10 protein-coding genes are annotated in these 18,618 nt (G+C 63.3%); 1 reads left to right on the top strand and 9 read right to left on the bottom strand.

Annotated features, from left to right (window positions below; all coding sequences use genetic code 11):
* Nucleotides 1–48: 48 nt before the first annotated feature.
* The gene (locus J4G38_RS21855; RefSeq protein WP_210517071.1) at nucleotides 49–1,368 is read right to left on the bottom strand and encodes a TldD/PmbA family protein; all 1,320 of its coding nucleotides are present in this window, start codon (nucleotides 1,366–1,368) and stop codon (nucleotides 49–51) included.
* 102 nt (nucleotides 1,369–1,470) lie between these two features.
* Entirely contained in the window at nucleotides 1,471–3,123 is a 1,653-nt protein-coding gene (locus tag J4G38_RS21850) for a TldD/PmbA family protein (protein WP_210517070.1), read from the bottom strand.
* 327 nt (nucleotides 3,124–3,450) lie between these two features.
* Between J4G38_RS21850 and J4G38_RS21845 the strand changes: the two genes are divergently transcribed.
* A complete protein-coding gene (locus J4G38_RS21845) occupies nucleotides 3,451–5,565 on the top strand; it encodes a molybdopterin oxidoreductase family protein (protein ID WP_210517068.1) in 2,115 nt (704 codons plus the stop codon).
* A gap of 116 nt (nucleotides 5,566–5,681) precedes the next feature.
* Here J4G38_RS21845 and J4G38_RS21840 read toward each other — a convergent pair whose 3' ends face one another.
* From J4G38_RS21840 to J4G38_RS21810, 7 genes are all read right to left on the bottom strand, one after another.
* Entirely contained in the window at nucleotides 5,682–6,632 is a 951-nt protein-coding gene (locus J4G38_RS21840) for a T9SS type A sorting domain-containing protein (RefSeq protein ID WP_210517067.1), read from the bottom strand.
* Nucleotides 6,633–6,778: 146 nt separating this feature from the next.
* Entirely contained in the window at nucleotides 6,779–7,408 is a 630-nt protein-coding gene (locus J4G38_RS29035; RefSeq protein WP_210517065.1) for a phosphatase PAP2 family protein, read from the bottom strand.
* Between the two features lie 386 nt (nucleotides 7,409–7,794).
* Nucleotides 7,795–9,360 carry an efflux transporter outer membrane subunit gene (locus J4G38_RS21830; protein ID WP_210517063.1) on the bottom strand — a complete coding sequence of 522 codons (1,566 nt, stop codon included), beginning with the start codon at nucleotides 9,358–9,360 and terminating at the stop codon, nucleotides 7,795–7,797.
* A gap of 111 nt (nucleotides 9,361–9,471) precedes the next feature.
* Complete coding sequence (locus J4G38_RS21825) at nucleotides 9,472–10,662, bottom strand: efflux RND transporter periplasmic adaptor subunit (RefSeq protein ID WP_226163658.1); 1,191 nt, start codon at nucleotides 10,660–10,662, stop codon at nucleotides 9,472–9,474.
* A gap of 151 nt (nucleotides 10,663–10,813) precedes the next feature.
* Nucleotides 10,814–14,146: an efflux RND transporter permease subunit gene (locus J4G38_RS21820; protein WP_210517060.1), complete on the bottom strand. Its 3,333-nt coding sequence runs from the start codon at nucleotides 14,144–14,146 to the stop codon at nucleotides 10,814–10,816.
* A 180-nt stretch (nucleotides 14,147–14,326) separates the two neighbouring features.
* The gene (locus J4G38_RS21815; protein ID WP_210517058.1) at nucleotides 14,327–17,518 is read right to left on the bottom strand and encodes an efflux RND transporter permease subunit; all 3,192 of its coding nucleotides are present in this window, start codon (nucleotides 17,516–17,518) and stop codon (nucleotides 14,327–14,329) included.
* A 133-nt stretch (nucleotides 17,519–17,651) separates the two neighbouring features.
* Nucleotides 17,652–18,605, bottom strand: coding sequence for an efflux RND transporter periplasmic adaptor subunit (locus J4G38_RS21810; protein ID WP_210517057.1), 954 nt, complete (start codon nucleotides 18,603–18,605; stop codon nucleotides 17,652–17,654).
* Nucleotides 18,606–18,618 lie beyond the last annotated feature (13 nt).

Here is an 18,618-nt window from a genome sequence, read left to right as displayed (position 1 = left end):
GAAGAGGGAGGCAAAAGGGCAGTTCAGACGCGGACTACAAAGTCCGCGCTACACCGCGTCCGACAAGCTGGTGAAGGTGAAATCCCGGATTTTGAGCGGGGGCACCAGGCTGCCATTCAGCCGCACGGGCTTGCCCAGCGCCTCCAGGTTGTTGAGCATGATGACCGGGCTTTCGTTGAAGCGGAAGTTTTTCACCGGAAATTTAATCTGCCCGTTCTCAATGTAAAACGTGCCATCCCGCGTGAGGCCGGTGTAGAGCAGCGTCTGCGGGTCCACCGCCCGAATGTAATAGAGGCGCGTCACCAGGATGCCCTTGGCCGTGCCCTTGATGAGCTCGGCCGTGCTTTGGGTGCCGCCGGCCATAATCCAGCCGCCGGGCGGCGGAATGTCGGGCACGCCGGATTTCTGCGCCCAGAAGCGCGAGGTGTAGAGGTTTTTAACGATGCCTTTTTCTACCCAGGTGGTTTTCTGCTGCGGCCGGCCGTCGCCGGCAAAGGTCAGGTCGGGCACGTCGGGGTGGGTGGGGTCGGAGTAGATGGTGACCCGCTCGTCGAAGACCTTTTCGCCCTTGCGGTTGCCGCCGCCTTTTTTGCTGAGGAAGCTGCGGCCTTCGTCGGCGTTGCGTGCGTCCATGGCCCCCATCATGTTGTTGAGCAAGTCGATAGCCGCCGCCGGCTCCAGAATTACGGTGTATTTGCCCGGCTCAATGGCCTTGGCATTCACCGACGAAGCCGCCTTATCGGCCGCCACGCGGGTGAGGCGGGCCGCATCGAACTTCGCCAAATAGGTGTAGTTGGCAATGGCGTAGCCCGAGCCGGTGCCGTCGGCCGTGCGCACCGTGATGGAAAAATCCACGCTGCTGAGCTGCTGGTACGCCTCCAGCCCCTTGGAATTACGCTTGGCCACGAAGCCCGCCGAGTCGTTGAAAAAGCCGGCGGAGCTGAGTTTCTTCGCCTCGCACAAAGCCATGCTGGCCCCAATTTGCTCGGCCCGATAATCGGGCGTAATACCTGCCGTGCGCGCCGCAAACGAGCCCGGTGACGCCAGGTACGTCTGTGGCCCGAGCAGCGGCACGTACTCCGGACTCTCCGGCGCGAGGCGGGCGATTTCCTCGGCCCGCTGCACGCAGCGGCGCAGGCTGGCTTCGTCAAACTCGTTGCACGTCGCCAAGCCGCTGCGCTTGCCAAAGCGCGACTGCACGGCCAGCGACACATTCTCCGCCGCGCCGGCCGTGCTGATGGAGTTGCGGGCCGAGCGCACGTTGCCGCCGGTGCTGCCGTTCAGGGTCGCCTCGCACTCATCGGCGGTGCCGAAGCTGAGGACTTTCTTGAGGATGGTCTGGGCTTCGTCTTGGGAGAGAATGGCCATTGAAGTTGATGGGGATGTAGGAACGCGCCAAGGCGCGTTCAATCGTTGAAAAATGGCGCCGACCCGTAGGTGCGCGGCCGCCGAACGCGCCATGGCGCGTTCCTACCCGATTTTGCGGGCCGTGTTAATCACGTTCACGCCATTAAAGCGCGAGGTGGACGAGCCGTGGCTCACGGCCGAAACCTGCGAAGGCTGGCCCTTGCCATCGAAAAATGACCCGAACAGGCGGTAGTCCGATTCGTCGCAAATTGCGGCGCAGGAGTTCCAGAATTCCTGGGTGTTGGCCTGGTAGGCCACGTCTTCCAGCATCTCGGTGATTTTGCCTTTCTCGATGGCGTAGAACACCTGCCCGCCGAACTGGAAGTTGTAGCGCTGCTGGTCAATGGAATAGGAGCCACGCCCGGCAATGTAAATGCCTTTGTCCACGCCTTTTATCAGCTCATCCACGTTCAGTTTGGCTTTGCCAGGCTGGAGGCTCACGTTGGGCATGCGCTGGAACTGCACCGAATCCCAGGAATCGGCGTAGCAGCAGCCGTCCGATTCGGTTTGGCCGACGATGTGGGCCTGGTCGCGAATCTTCTCGTAATTAACCAATACGCCGTCCTTAATCAGGTCCCAGCGCTTGGCCTTCACGCCCTCATCATCGTAGCCGACCGCGCCCAGCGAGCCGGGCTGTAGCTTGTCGGCCACGATGTTCACCAGCTTCGAGCCGTAGGGAATCTGCCTGGCTTTCCACTCCAGGGTGGCGAACGAAGTGCCGGCGTAGTTGGCTTCGTAGCCCAGCACGCGGTCCAGCTCCAGCGGGTGGCCCACGCTTTCGTGGATGGTCAGGCCCAGGTGGTTGGGGTCGAGCACGAGGTCGTATTTGCCAGCCGTGACCGACTTGGCGGTCAGCTTTTCTTTCACCTGCTTGGCAGCCAGCGTGGCGTCTGCCACCATGTCGTAGCTGTTGCGATAGCCAATGAGGCCGGTGCCGGCGGCGCCCTGAATCTTGTCGGCGGCCTGGGGCGTGAGGTACTCGTAGCCCAGCCCCATGGGCGCACTCAGCGCATCGCGGGTGCGGAATTTTCCGCTGGCCCGGTCGATGGCCGTGACCGAAAACGTGGGCCAGATGCGGTGCACGTCCTGGTTGATGTACGAGCCGTCGGTGCTGGCAAAGTACTTCTGCTCATTGATTTGGAAGAGCGAGGAATTGACGAAGCTCGCGCCATTATCCGTTGCCCGGGCGTTGGTGGCCAGCAGCAATTCCACTTTCTGCGCAATGGGCACTTCGAAGGCATTCTGCTGGATGGGCGTTTTCCAGCTCACCTCGCCAAAGCCTTTTTGCGGGGCCAGCTGCACCTTTTCCTTCTGCACTTTCGAGTTGGCTTTGGCAATGGCCACGGCCAGCTGGGCGGCTTTGGCCAGGCCGGCTTCCGTCACGGTGTTGGTGGCAGCAAAGCCCCAGGTGCCGTTGGCCAGCACCCGCACCCCGGCCCCAAAACTCTCGCCGCTGGCAATGTTCTGCACCTGCTTCTCGCGGGTGAAAATGCTTTGGTTGAGGTAGCGGCCGATGCGGACGTCGGCGTAGCTGGCGCCAGCGGTTTTGGCCGCGTTCAGGGCCGCGTCGGCGAGGCGCTTTTTAGCGGCAGGGTCGAGGCCCGGTTCCAGGAGGCGGGCGGGGTCCACCGGCGTGCCGCCCAGGCTGGGGAAGCTGGGCAGAAACAGGGCGCCGGCCGCCAGGCCGGTCAGTCCCACAAAGTCGCGTCGTTTCAAAGGAGGGTAGTGTTTCGGAAATAGAAAAAGCAGATTCGTAAAGATGGGCACAAATCTTAATCAAAAAGACAGGCGAAGCCAAGTAACGTTGCGTTCGGTAAAACAAAAAGAACGTCCTGCTTCATCTGGCGTCCGCGGAGCCGAAGCATCCCGCGTGCAACAGTGACCCAATCGTGAAAACAGTTTTGATTACTCCTGCCCGCGAGGTGCCCCGGCCGTGCCCGGCATGGCCGTTCTCTGAGCATGACGTTCTTTGCCTTGCCATCCTTCCTGCGGTCCCCACCACGCGCGGCCTCGCAGAGTCCACGCTACAAGCCAGTCCCACCCATGTCCGTCGAAACCCACTACCGTGCCTGCAACCTTTGCGAAGCCATTTGCGGCCTCGAAATCAAACACGAAAACGGCCAGGTGCTCAGCATCACCGGCGATGCGCAGGACCCGTTCAGCCGGGGCCACATCTGCCCCAAAGCCGTGGGCCTCAGGGATATCTACGAGGACCCCAACCGCCTGCGCCGCCCCCTGAAGCGCACCGCCACCGGCTGGCAGGAAATTGACTGGGACACGGCCCTCGACGAAGTGGCCGCCCGCCTGCGCCAGCAGCGCGACCAGCACGGCCCGCACGCCACCGCCTGGTACGCCGGCAATCCCAGCGTGCACAACTCCGGCACGCAGCTGGCCGCGCCGGGCTTCCTGCGGGCGCTGGGCTCGCGCAGCCTGTTTTCGGCCTCATCAGTCGACCAGCTGCCGCACCATTTTGCCGCCTGGCAGCTCTACGGCCACCCGCTGCTGCTACCCGTGCCGGACCTCGACCGCACCAACCACTGGCTGATATTTGGCGGTAACCCATTGGTTTCCAATGGCAGCCTGATGACCGCGCCCGACGTGGCCAACCGCCTGAAAGCCATTCAGGCCCGCGGCGGGAAGGTGGTGGTCATCGACCCGCGCCGCACCGAAACCGCCGCCCGCGCCGATGCCCACCACTTTATCCGGCCCGGCACCGACGTGTTCCTGCTGCTGGCCATGACGCAGGTTTTATACGCCGAAAACCTGGTAAATCCGGGCCGCCTGGCCGGGTTTACCGATGGCATTGCGGAGCTGGGCGCGGCCGTGGCGGAGTTCACGCCGGAGCACGTCAGCACCATCACGGGCATTGAAGCAGGGGCGATTCGCACGCTGGCGCGGGAGCTGGCGGCGGCCGGGCAAGGGGTGATTTACGGGCGGGTAGGGGTGTCGGTGCAGGAGTTTGGCGGGCTGTGCCTGTGGCTGATAAATGCCCTGAACCTGCTCGCCGGGCACCTGGATGAGCCGGGCGGCTACATGTTTGCCACGCCCGCGCTGGACATTCTGGGCAAGCCGGGGATTTATAGCCGCTACGACCGGTACCGCAGCCGCGTGCGCCAGGCACCGGAGTTCATGGGCGAGCTGCCGGTGGCCTGCCTGGCCGAGGAAATCCTCACGCCGGGCGAGGGGCAGCTGCGCGCGCTGGTCACGAGCTGCGGCAATCCGGTGCTCTCCACGCCCAATGGCGCGCAGCTGGAGACTGCCCTGTCCAGCCTGGATTTCATGGTTTCGATTGACATTTACCTCAACGAAACCACCCGCCACGCGCATTATATTCTGCCGCCCGCCACTGGTCTGGAGACGGCGCATTACGACGTCAGTTTCCACGCACTGGCCATCCGGAACACCAGCCGCTACTCGGAGCCGCTGTTCGACAAAGGCCCGGCGGCCCGTTACGACTGGGAGATTTTCGAAGGGCTGCGTCAGCGCCTCGAAGCCGGCGACGGGTATGAGCCAGCCACCGCCCCGCCGCTCGAAAACCCCGAAACCAAGCTTGACCTCGGCTTACGCGACGGTGCTTACGGCAAAGCCGGCCTCTCGCTGGCGCAACTGCGCGAGAACCCGCACGGCATCGACCTCGGCCCGTTGCAGCCACGCCTGCCCGCCGCCCTGCGCACTGCCAACCAACGCATCAACCTCGCCGCACCGCTCTTCCTCGCCGACCTCGGCCGGGCCCGGCGCGTGCTGGCCGCGGCGCCCGTGGCGGCCCCTGACCAGCTGCTGCTCATCAGCCGCCGCGAGCTGCGTTCGAACAATTCCTGGATGCATAATCTGCCGCGCCTCATCAAAGGCCGCAACCGCTGCACCCTGCAGCTGCACCCCGAAGATGCCGCCGCCCGCCACCTCACCGACGGCCAGACGGTGCGCATCCGCTCCCGGGTGGGCGCGGTAGAGCTGCCCGTAGAAATTACGCCCAGCGTGATGCCCGGCGTGGCCAGCATGCCCCACGGCTACGGCCACCACCGCCCCGGCACGCAGCTGGACGTGGCCAAGGCCCACGCCGGCGCCAGCATCAACGACCTGACGGACGATGCCCGGCTCGATGAGCTGACGGGCAATGCCGCCCTTTCGGCCGTGCCGGTGTGGGTGGAAGGCCGGTAAAGCCAGTGGCCGAAGCGCACGTAAAACCAGTAAAAAAGCGGCCCCTCGCCCGGCACCCGAATAACGGCACCAGCGCGAAGGGCAGCTGAATAGATGAGTTACTGAATGTACAGCAGCTAGTTGATTTGCAATTGCTTGATAATCTGACCCCGCGAGGTATCAAGGCGCAGTACGTACAGCCCGGCCGGCTGCGGCCGCAAATCAATGATGCGGCCGGCAGGCCCGCTGGCGGGCTGGGCGGCCTGCTGGAGCACCACCCGGCCGAGGGCATCGGTCACGGTGAAGGGCGCGGCCGGCAGGGTGGGGTCTTGCGGGCCGGCCAGGGTGAACAGGCCGGAGGCGCTGGGGTTTGGGTAGGCGCTCACGGCGGCCTGCAGCTGGGCATCGCGGGTAGCGGCTGCGGTTCCGGTCATGGCAATATCGTCGACCAGGAGCGTGTTGCCCACGGAGAAAGAGCCGCCGTCAAAGTCGCCCGAGCCGAATGCTATGTGAATAGAATCGGGGGCAACCCCGAGCCGATAGCGCAGCGGCAAGTCGGCCAGCGTGTACGCCGCCGCCGCGGTTAGGTACAGGCGGCCGGTTGCCACTACCTGCCGCACGCCGCCGGTGGTTTTGGTGAGCATCACCCGGGCCAGCGGCCGGTCGTCGGGAGTGGCGATGGTGCCGGCAAACCGGTAGTAAAACTGCATCCGGGCCGGGCGCGAGGTATAGGGCAGGCCGCCCAGCTGCACGAGGGAATCAACGTTGGAAACATTGCCCAAACCGGCTCCCAGCACCATAAAGCCGGGCACGGCGCCCGCAAACGTGTTCTGGCTGGTGAGCTGAGCCGCGAAGCTGCCGGCATGCGGAGTGGTGGATTTGATGACCGAGATGGTGGGCGGAAAGCCCGGCAGCTGGGTCTGCAGCACATCATCGGTGGTGCGCCACAGGTCGGGGGCATCGCCGCCGTTGCGGGTAGTCCAGGTTTCCATGGCGCCGTTGGATACGGCCTGCTGGGCCTGGGCGTTAGTAGCAGCCAAGGCACTGCTTGCGAGTGTGATGCAAAAATAAAGTACGATTTTTTTCATACAATGAATTGATGAAGGTGGAAAAGTGGCAAATGGCAGCAATATCGGTGGTGCAATTGGAAAGTACTGCGTTAAAAGCATTTTAAATAGTAAAATCCCGCTGACGGTACGCAGTCAGCGGGATTTTTGGTTTGTCGCGGTGGGCCTTATTTGCTTGGCCGCCAGCTAATTGTCATGCCCGGCGTGCCATTGCCGAAGTAGGTGGGAGACATGCTCACGTCGCGGCCAATGGGCTTGCGGCCCCAGCGGTTGCGATGGCTGAGGTAGGCCAAGTGGGCGGACAGAATGCCGAAGCCCGCCCCAGCCACCACGTCGCTCTGCCAGTGCTTGTCATTAATCATGCGCAGGGCGGCCACGCTGGTTGCGATGGTGTAGGCACCCACGCCGTACCACTGGCTTTTATCCCGAAACTCGGTGTGCACGATGCTGGCCGCCAGAAAGGCCTGCGCCGTGTGGCCCGACGGGAACGACAGGTTATCCGAACCATCAGGCCGGGGCTCACCGCGCAGGAACTTCACGCCAAACGTGGTGGCCAGCATGATGGCCTCGCCCTTGGCAATGATAAGCAGCACGTTGATGCGGTCGTTGCGCGATTGCACGCCGGCCAGGGCTACGGCCCCCAACTCAAAATAAGGTGCGATAATCAGCGTGTTATCGAAACCAGTGCTGACGGGCCGGAATTGCTTCTGGACGAACGTCCGCTCACTGTGGTTGATGCCCGCATCGCCCTGCGCGGTAATCGCGCCGTAGGTCAGCAGCACAGCTGGAATCGCCACGGCTTTAAATAGTTTGCTCTTGAAAAAGGGGGCCTTCACCGACGAGGATACGCCGCTGGGGTTCTCATATTTTCTGGTGGTATCTGCGGCTGGTGGTGGGGTAACCTGGGCGTAAGCGGGGCTTAGGGCACCAAGAAACAGGAAGACCCCCGCGAAGCGAGTAAGTAAAGAGGAGCGCATGAACATCTTTTTTAGTTAAGATAAAGGCATTGCCAGACCCTGATACGGGCTCTTAATATAAACGTAACGTCAGATTCTGTGGAAAATCTTAAGCTTTTGATTGACCGTCCCTTGGGTTAAATAAAAAAATCCCCGCTGCGCCAGCGGGGATTTTCGAACAGTCTTTGAACATCTGATTCTTGCTGAGGTCAGGCCCCAGCAATGACTTATTGCCAACTGCCGCCCAGGGCGCGCACCAGCAGCACTTCGTAGCGCAGCTGCGCGGTCTGGGTTTGGGCCAGCAGGCGGGCGGCATCCAGGGTTTGGCGGTCGGCGTCCACCACTTCAAAGTAGTTGGTGAGGCCGCTGCGGTAGCGCACGTCGGTGAGGCGGCCGGCCTGGCGGGCGGCGTGCAGCGCCCGCTGCTGGGCCGCGAGCTGGGCCGCGCTCAGGCGCACGTCGGCCAGCGCCGTTTCCACGTCCTGAAACGCAGTGAGGGCCGAACCACGGTACTGAGCTTCCAGCTCGCGGTACTGGGCCTGGGCCAGCTGCTCGTTGCCCCGCAGGCGGCCGCCGTTGAATATGGGGATGGCGATGCCGCCGCCCAGGTAGTAGGTGTAGGCGTTGGAAAGCTGCGGCAGCTTGGCCAAAGTGGCGCTCTGCGGGCCAACGAAGCCATTGAGCAGCACGGTGGGGCGGCGGGCGAGGTGAGCCACGTCGGCGCGGGCATCGGCGGCGGCGAGCTGGCGTTCGGCGCGGCGCAGGTCGGGCCGGCGCGCCAGCAGGGTGGCGGGTAAGGCCAGGGGCACGGCGGGGGCTGCGGGCAGCTGGGCATCGGGCCGGGCGGGCAGCACGAAGCTGCTGGCCGGCTGGCCCACCACGGTGGCCAGCGCGGCGGCCACGCCGGCCCGCTGCCGGGTCAAATCCAGGAGGCTGGCTTCGACGTTGGCCAGCTCGGTTTCGGCCCGGCGAAAGCCAATCTCATTGTCAACCCCGGCCTGAAACCGGGTTTGGGTGAGCTGCACATTGCGGATGCGAGCCTGCCGGGCACTGTCGAGCACGGCCAGCTCGGCATCGAGGCCGCGCAGGTTGAAGTAGTAGGTGGCCGCATCGGCGGTGAGGGAGAGGCGCACGGCTTGCACATCGGCCGCGGCGGCCTCTGCATCGTTGCGGGCGGCCTGCACGCTGCGCCGGATGCGGCCCCACACGTCCACCTCGTAGCTCACGTTAAGCGGCAGGTAGTACTGGGTCTGGGTCACGGCGTTGGCGGGCACGTCGAACGGCACCGGCCGCAAGCCCGAAAGCTGAGTGCGGTAGGCCGAAGGATTCAGTGTGATTTCCGGACTGCGGTAAGAGTTAGCCACTTGCAGGCGTGCCCGGGCCTGGTCGACGCGCGCCACGGCGGCCTGAGCGGTGAAGTTCTGGGCCAGCGCCTGCGTTTCGAGTTGGTTGAGTGTAGCGTCGTTGAAAATCGTCCACCACGTCGTTTCGGGCGGGGCTTGGGGCAGCAGCTGGGGCGGCGCGTTGCGAGCGGCGGCGGAAGTATCGGTGGCGGCCGGGGCCGGGGTGGCGGCCGTGGTCTGGGCCTGGGTAGCGGGCCCACCAAAAGGAGCCGCCGGCGTTTGGGCAATGGTTTCGGCCGCCGTCGGGATGTGGGAGCGGGTGGTGTCGGTGGGCACGGCGTTTTGCCAGGCCACGGGCGTGCTCACGGCGGGCGGCTGGTAGTGCGAGGCCGTGGCGCAGGCACCCAACAGCAGCAAACCAACAAAAGAAAAAGCGGGACGGAAAGTCATTTTGAGTTGCTAGTTGTTGGTTGGCAATTATTAGTTGCTCGTTGTCTGGCTCTTTATTGAAACCAATAACTAACAACTGACAACGAGCAACTAATAATTGCCAACTAATACCTACTTCACCGGCGAGGACACGCGGGGCGCATCGGGGTCGTTGAACCGGGGTGTGGCGGGCGGTGGGCCGGCGGGCTTTGTGGGCGGGGTGAAGGCTTTGGTTTGCACGGCCTGGCCTTCGCTCAGGGTTTCAACGGGGTTCAGCACGAGTAGCTCGCCACCTTTCAGGCCCTGGGCTACTTCCAACTGGTTGCCAAAATCGCGGCCCGTGACCACGGGCAGGTAGTGAATCTTGCCATCGAGTACCGTGGCCACGCGGCTATCGGTGCCGCCGGGCACCAGCGCGTTCGCGGGAATGATGACGCTCGGTGCGGTGCGCGGCAGGTGGAAGCGCACCTGGGCGTAGCTGCCGGGCCGCAGTTCGCCCTTGCCGTTGGGCACCTGTACTTCGGTGAGCAGGGTGCGGGTGCTGGGGTCGAGGGATTCCGCGTTGCGCACCACGCGCCCGCTGAAGGTCCGGCCCGGAAACTCCGGCACGATGTAGTCAGCCTGCTGCCCATTCTTGATAACCGTGGCGAAGTTCTGGGGCACCTGCACAAAGGCCCGGAGTTTTTCGGTTTGCTCCAGCTTAAACAGCTGCGAACCAGTGGCATTGCTGCTGTTTACCAAGCTACCCACTTCCACGTTACGCTGCGTCACGGTGCCGCTGAAAGGAGCCGTGACGCGCCGAAACGCCTGCTGGGCCAGGAGCTGCTGCACGCCGGCCTGCTGGGCCGCGTACTGCGCCTGGGCGGCGTCAAGCTCCTGCTTGGAAATGGCACCGGGCAAGGCCACGCCCGCCAGGCGGTTGTAGCTGGTGCGGGCCAGGCCGAGGTTGGCGCGGGACTCGGCAATCTGCTGGTCCAGCTCCGGTGTGGTGACTTCGGCCAGCACCTGGCCGGCCTGTACATGCTGGCCAATATCGGCCGACCAGGACTTCACAAAGCCATTGGCGCGGGCAAATACGAAGGTTTCGCGCTGGGATTTGGTGTCGGCGGGCAGGGTGACGGTGGTGGTATCGGGCGCAGCTTTGGCCGGCACCACGGTCACGGTGGGGGCGGCATCGGCGGTTTGCTTGGCCTCGGCATCCCGGGCTTTCTCCTGCTTGTGGCGGGGGAAATAGCCCAGCACGAACAGGCCGCCGAATACGACCAGCACAACGAAAATCAGTAACCAGAACCGACCGGAGCCGGATGAATTAGAATCGGACATTATTTTGAGAATGCAGGGGGCGGAAAGCGGGAGTTTGAGGTGGTGGGGACTTGCTGGAGCGTATGTAGCCCGCAGAGGGCGCAGAAGCTTTCGCAGAAGCCGCAGAATGTTCAGCTTCCTCTGCGAAAACCTCTGCGCCCTCTGTGGGAACCTACGCCTGCGCCGTTTGCACGGGCGCGGCCTTCTTCAAATACGAGAACATAATGGGTACAAAGAACAGCGTCGTAACGGTAGCCAGCATGAGGCCGCCAATCACGGCGCGGCCCAGCGGGGCATTTTGCTCGCCGCCCTCGCCCATGCCCAAGGACATGGGCAACAGGCCGATAATCATGGCCAACGCGGTCATCAGGACGGGGCGCAGGCGGGTGAATCCGGCATCCAGGGCCGCGTCGCGGGGCGAGAGGTCGGGCTCTTCCTCGCGCCGCTCGTTGGCGAAGGTGACGAGTAGAATAGAGTTGGCCGTGGCCACGCCGATGCACATAATGGCGCCCATCAGGGCCGGCACGCTGAGCGTGGTTTGGGTCACGAACAGCATCCACAAAATGCCCGCCAGCGCGCCCGGCAAAGCCGTGATGATGATGAGTGGGTCCATCCAGCTCTGAAAGTTCACCACCATCAGAAGGTATACCAGCACGATGGCGCCGGCCAGGCCCAGGCCCAGGCCCGCGAAGGACGTACGCATGGAATCGGCCTGTCCGCGCAGGGCCAGCGTGGTGCCTTTGGGTAGGGTTTTCTCGGTTTCGGCCAGTATTTTACGGATGTCCTTGCTCACGCCGCCCAGGTCGCGGCCCGAGACACTGGCGTAAAGGTCCACGGTGCGCTGAATGTTGTAGTCCGAGGCCACCGCCGTGGTTTGGGTGCGGCGCAGGGTGGCGAAGCTGCTGAGCAGCTGGGCCTGGCTTTGGGTAGGGCCAGTCACGCCGATGTTGTTGATTTTATCGAGCGTGGACAAGGCGCTGGGGGGCGTTTGCACGGCCACGGTGTAGTTCACGCCGGTGGTGGGATTCAGCCATTGGTTGGGGCTGGTTTGGGTGCTGGACGAGAGGTTCACTAGCACGTTGTTGGCAATGTCGCGCTGCGACAGGCCGGCCTCCTGGGCCCGTACCCGGTCAATATCGAGGCGCAGCTGGGGCTGGTCAAATGCCTGGTAAATAAAGGCATCAACCACGCCGGGAACCTTGTTGACCTTCGCCCGCAGCTCACCCGCGATGCGCTGATTGGCGGCCTTGTCACGGCCGATTACCTGAATGTCAATCGGGGCGGGCAGGCCGAAGTTCAACGTTTGGTTAACAATATCGGCCGGCTGGAAGAAGATGGTCAAATCCGGGTACTGCTTATGGATTCGACGGCGGATTTCGTTGATGTACCCGCCCGTCGGGCCGTGTTCCTCCTTCATGCTCACCAGGATTTCGCCATCGCCGGCCCCAATGGTGGGGTTGTCGCTGAGCAGCAGGTTGATGGGAATGGCCGGCAGGCCAATATTATCGAGCACCAGGTCCAGCTCATTGGCCGGAATCACGCTACGAATCACGTCCTCCACCTGCCGGAAGCGGACTTCCGTTTCCTCAACCCGCGTGCCGGTGGGCACCCGGACGTGCAGGCGCAGCTGGCCGGCATCCACGGTCGGGAAGAAGTTCTGGCCGATGAGCGGGAACAGCCCGAGCGAGCCGATGAACAGCACCGCGAAGGCCACAATCACCTTCGGGCGGTTGCTCAAGGACCAATCCAGCGCTCCGCCATACACGGCCCGGAACTTCTCAAACTGGTGCTCAAAGCCCTTATGGAGCTTCCAGACCCAGGTTTGAGTAATGCCCTCGGCCGATTTCCGCTCCGAATCGGTGATTTGATTTTCGGCCTCTTCCTCGGGCGTGCCGCTGGGGTGGGCCTTCTCGTATTGCTCGCGCCGGATGGCTTCCAGCTCTCGCTCTACCTTGCTCACCGGCTGGCCGTTGCGCATGTGCAGGCTGGGCAGGTCGGGTTCTTCCTGGGCGTGGTAGATGGGCAACTCCTTGCGCAACAGAAACATCACCAGCGTGGGCACCAGCGTCCGGCTGAGAATGTAGGACGCCAGCATGGCAAAAATCACGGCCGTGGCCAGCGGCGCGAAAATGGCCGACGCCACCCCGCCCAGGAAAAACACCGGCACAAACACAATGCAAATAGCCAGCGTAGCCACTAGCGCGGGCGTCGCAATCTGCTGAGCACCATCGAGAATGCTGCGTTTCAGCAGCTTCTTCATGCCCATGTTTCGGTGGATGTTCTCGATTTCCACCGTCGCGTCATCCACCAGGATGCCGACGGCCAGCGAGAGGCCGCCCAACGTCATGATATTCAGGGTTTGCCCCAGGATGTTCATGATGATAATGCTGACGAGAATACTCAGGGGAATGCTCGTCGCGATAATCAGCGTAGAGCGCCAGGAGCCCAGAAACAGCAGAATCATGAGGGCGGTGAGGGCCGCCGCGATGCTGGCCTCAATGATAACGCCCTTGATGCTGGCCCGCACGAAAAACGACTGGTCGAACAACAGCTTGATGTTCAGGCCGGGGGGGGCATTGGCTTGAATGTTCGGCAGCGCCTTTTTGATTTTGTCGATGATGTCCAGCGTGCTGGCCGCGCCGCTTTTCAGAATGGGGATGATGGCGGTGCGGCGGCCGTTCTGGCGCACAATGTTTTGCTGCACGGCGGCGCCCTCGTGCACAAAAGCCACGTCGCGGATGTACACCGTGGTGCCGTCCAGCGTCTTGATGGGCAGGTCGTTGAGCGTAGCAATGGCCTCGGGGCTGGAGTTCAGCTTGACGTCGTATTCCCGGTCGCCGATTTTGGCCGAGCCGGCCGGGATGATGAGGTTTTGCGCGAGCAGGGCGTTCACTACGTCGTTGCCGCTCAGGTTTTTGCCGGCTAGTTTATCGGGGTCGAGGTCGACCATGATTTGCTTGGGCTTGCCCCCATTCGGGAGCAGCACCGACGCGCCCTGCACCACCGCCAGGCCGGGCCGGATAAAGGCGTTGGCCGCATCAAACAAGTCCGATTCGCCCAACGTCTCGGAGCTGAGCGAGGTTTGCGCAATCGGCACATTAGAAGCCGAATAGCGGATGATGAGCGGCGGCGTGATGCCGGGCGGCAGCACCCGCAGCAAGGTTTGGGTGATGGCCGTGAGCTGGGCCACGCCCGCGTCGGGGTTGGAGCCGGGCTGGAAGAATACTTTAATCAGGCCAATGCCCTTCAAACTCTGGCTTTCCTGGTGCTCCACATTGCTCACCGTGGTGGTGATGGCGCGCTCCACGGGCACCACTATGCGCTGGTTCATTTCCTCGGGGGCGATGCCGGAATACGTCCACACGATGCCCACCACGGGGATTGGGATGTCGGGAAAAATGTCCACCGCCATCCGTTGAATGGTCAGCGCTCCGCCCACGAGAATCAGCAGCGCCATCACCACGAAGGTGTAGGGGCGTGCCAGCGCTAGTCTAACAATCCACATATTTTCTGTTCTAAAGCTGCGGCAAGCCGGTTCAGCCGCAAGAGTCAATAACCGGGCAAGCGGCTCAATGGTTGACTTAAGGGGGCGAAATTAACCCTATGATTGTGCTAAAGGCCGTTGCCATCGACCAGGAGGGGTAATTCTATCGACTGAGAAGCCACATTCCGGGACAATATACTTTTACCTCACAGTAGCGCTTAATTCCGGGTTTGCCGGCAACGTTTGCTGTTGGTAGGAGAGGCGCAACAAGCTGGGCAACACCATGAGCAGCAGCGGTAGTGCCAGCAACAGCCCGCCAATGACGGCAATGGCCAGCGGCTGGTGCAGCTGCGCGCCCGCCCCAATGCCCAGCGCCAGCGGCAGCAGCGCCGCAATGGCCGACAGGGCCGTCATCAACTTGGGCCGCAGGCGGGCCGCGATGGCGTAGCCCACGGCCTGCTCCACGGGCCGGCCTTCCTGCAAAATCTCGAAGAACTGCTGGAAAGTGAAAATGGCGTTTTCGCCGATGATGCCGACCACCATAATCAGGCCGGTGTAGGAGCCCACGTTCAGCGGCGTGTTGGTGAAATACAGCGCCAGGCTGCCGCCCGCCGGCCCCAGCACGGCAATGAGCAGAATGAGCCCCGCCGCCTTCAGGTCCCGGAACAGAAACAGCGCCACCGCAAACACCAGCAGGCAGGCCGTGCCCAGGATGGTGAGCAGCTCCTGAAACGATTGCTGCTGCTCGGCATACGAGCCGCCGTACTGGATGAAGTAGCCGGGCGGCAGCGGCACCTGCTGCTCCAGCTTCTGGCGGATTTCGCTCATGGCGCCGCCCAGGTCGCGGCCGTCGAGGCGGGCCGTCACGGCGGTCATGGCCTGCAGGTTTTCACGTTCCAGCTCGGCGTCGCCGGCCGTCACGCTCACCGTAGCCAGCTCATCGAGGCGGCGGCGCTGGCCGTTGGGCAGGAAGATGGGCTCGCCGCGCATCTGGGCCAGGGTGGCCTGGGCGGCGTTGGGGTAGCGCATCCGGATGTTGAGCAGCTGCTCGCCTTCGAGCACCGAGCCGGCCGTGGTGCCGGCCAGCTGGGTCTGGAGCTGGGTCTGGAAATCGGTGGCGGTGAGGCCGTACTGGGCCAGGCGGCGCGGGTCGGGACGCACGCCCACGGCGGGACCCATGCGCACGATGCCGTTGAAGACGTCGGCGGTGCCGGCCACTTTTTCTACTACGGCCGTCACCTGGTTGGCCAGGGCGTAGCGCTTGGTGGCATCGGGCCCAAAAACCTTGATTTCGATGGGCTGCACGGTGCTCATCAGGTCGCCCAGCATGTCGCCGATAACCTGGCCGAAGTCGATGGTGAGGGCCGGCTGGGTGGCTTCGATGCGCTCGCGGATGTCGGAAATGACTTCCTCGGTGGTGCGCTTGCGGGTGGTTTTGAGGCGGATGAGGTAGTCGCCCCGGTTGGGCTCGGTGATGAAAAAGCCCATCTGGGTGCCGGTGCGGCGGGAATAGCTGGCCACTTCCGGCACCTTCACAATTAGCTTTTCGGCCTGGCGCAGCATGCGGTCGGTTTCCTCGATGCTGGTGCCGGGCGGTGAGTTGTAGTCGAGCACGATGGCACCCTCGTCCATGTCGGGCAGGAAGCCCGTGGCTAGGCGCGGGATGATGAGCACCATGCTGCCTATCAATACCAGAATGCCGATGATGGAGTAGGCCGGGTGCCGGATAACGGCCTTCACCCAGGGGATTTCGTGGTGGGCGGAGTCCTTTTGGACCTCACCGCCCGACCCTCTCTCCAAAAAAGAGGGGGCACCGGAAAGGCTTCCGGTAGAATCGTCCTCACGAACCGGTGCCCCCTCTTTTTTGGAGAGGGGGTCAGGGGGTGAGGTGGACGACTGGGCGGCTTTGGATTTCCTGCTCAACAGCAAATAAATCACCGGCAACCCCAGCCACGCGACCAAAAATGAGCACACCAGCGCCACCACCATCGTGGTAGCCAGTACCTTAAAATAGGCCCCCGCCACTCCGCCCAGCAGTGCGAACGGCAGGAAAATCACAATTGTGCTCAGACTGGAGCCGATGAGCGCGGGTAGCAAATGGCCCACCGAGCGGCGCACCACTTCGCTGGGCGTGGCCCCGGGGTGCTCCTCGCCCACGCGGTGCAGCTGCTCCACCATCACCACGGCGTCGTCAATCATGAGGCCGATGGCGGCGGCGATGGCGCCCAGCGTCATGATGTTGAAGGAGTAGCCCAGGCCGAAATACAGCACTGCGATGGTGAGCGCCAGCGCCACCGGAATGGCCCCGAGAATCGTCATCGTGGCCCGGAAGGAGCGCAGAAACAGCGCCGTGACCACCAGGGCCAGCGCCAGGCCAATCCACAGCGCGTCCTGCACCGAGCGCACGACTTCGGCCACGAAATCGGCCTGGTCGTAATAAGTAGCCATTTTTACGCCGCGCGGCAGGCCCGATTTGAGGGCGGCGACCTTGGCCTTCACGCCATCCGAGACGAGCACCACGTTGGCATCGGGCTGGCGGAGGATGGAGATGAGCACGGCGTCGGAGCCGTTGGCGTTGATGCGGGTGTACTCGGGCTGCTCGCCGAGGGCCACGGTGGCCACGTCGGCGAGGCGCACGATGCGGCGGCCGTCGTTGCGGAGCACGATGTTTTCGAGGTCTTCCTTTTGCAGGATGGTCGCGTCGGTGACGGTGAGGTAGAGGCGGCGGTAGTCGCTCAGGTAGCCGTTGCTCTGCACGAAATTGGTGGCGGTGAGGGCCTTCGTGATGTCATCGGGCCCGAGGCCGAGGGCGGCCAGCTGGTCGGGCAGCAGCTGCACTTGATATTCCTTGGTGCGCCCGCCCTGAATCTGGACCGACGACACGCCATCGACCTGCGACAAAAACGGCTTGATGGTGTACAGGGCCAGCTTGCGCAGCTCCAGCGCCGACTTGCCCGGCGCTTCCAGCGTGTAGCCCATCACCGGCAGGATGGCCGGGTTCATGCGCTCAACGGAGATTTGGACGGTGGGCGGCAGGTCGGCCCGAATCTGGTTCAGGCGCGATTCGATGAGCGTTTGGCTGGTGGCCACGTTGGCGCTCCAGTCCAGGAAAGCCGAGATTTCGCAGCTGCCCCGGCTGGTGGTGCTGCGCAGCAGCTTCAGCCCCGGCACCCGCTTGATGGCGTCTTCCATGGGCTTGGTCACGGTCACCATCATGCGGTCGACGGGTTCCAGCCCGTTCTCGGCAATCACCTTCACCTTCGGGAACGTCACCTCTGGAAACAGCGCCACGTTGATGCGCCGGTAGGCCACCGTGCCCAGGGCCAGGGCCAGGGCCAGCAGTACCGCAATGGGCGCTTTGTAAGCTTGGAAAATGGAAGGACGATTGGGCATGGTTCGCATTACAGGTTCACGCAGTGTTCCGCAGTGTCAAAGCGCAGTGTCGCACGGTGTCGTTCTACCTGTTCCGTTGAACAGCACTGCGAGACACTGCGCTTTGACACTACGGAACACTGCGTGAAAATTTTCATCTGGTCACTTTCACCGCCGCCGTATCATCCAGCCCGAAGTTGCCGCTGAGCAGAATCTTGTCCTTGGCCGAAAACGCAGGCTTCTTGATTTCGATGTGGTCCTTTTCCTGCGCGCCCACGGTCACGGGGACTTTCACGGCCGTGGAATCATTCAGCAGGCGCATTACCCAGAACTGGGTCTGGGTTTCATCCGTCAGCACGGCGCCGCGGGGCAGGGTGCTGGCCAGGTGCGGGGCCGTGCGGTCAATCTCGACCTGCACGGCCAGGTTTTCGGGCAAATCCGGGAAGGTGCCCACGGGCCGAATGGTGTAGCGCTGGGTCTGAATCGTGACGTCGGCCGTGGCCAGCACCTCGGCCACGCGGCCGCTCAGCACCCGGCCATCGGGCAGGAAAATGCGGCAGCTCTGGCCCGTGTGCACGTAGCGCAATTGCGTCACGGGCACGTCGAGCACGAAGCCGAACCGACTTTTATCGTAGGTGAGGCCGAGCTGCTCGCCGTCCTGCACGTAGTCGCCGGCCAGCTTGTCCACGGTTGCCAGAATGCCGCTGCGGGCCGATTTGATGGCGATAATGCCGCTGAATTTCAGGCGCGGGTCGCCGGTGAGCTGGTCCAAGTGCAGGGTTTTCGATTCCTTGGTTTGGATGGTGAACACCGTTTGGCCGGCGCGCACCTGCTGGCCCACCACGGGGGTTGGTTGGAGCACGTAGCCGGTGGTGGTGGCCCGCAGCGCATCCTTGGCCTGAAAGGCCGACACGGCGCTCAGGCGCAGCACATCCGTGAGCGTATCCGGCTGCACCGTGCCGATGGTGACCAGGGCGCGGGGCTTCACGGCCAGCTCTTCTTCGCCGTCGGCAGGCGCGGCGGCCTCACCGGCGGCGGGGTCTTTCGAGCCGCAGGCCGCGAGACAGGGAAGGAGCAGGAGAAAAAGGAAGCGGTTGGGAAAATTCATAAATTACAAAAAG

The sequence above is a fragment of the Hymenobacter terricola genome (assembly GCF_017921975.2).
GTDB lineage: Bacteria > Bacteroidota > Bacteroidia > Cytophagales > Hymenobacteraceae > Hymenobacter > Hymenobacter terricola.
This window is presented reverse-complemented; position numbering and strand designations above follow the sequence as displayed.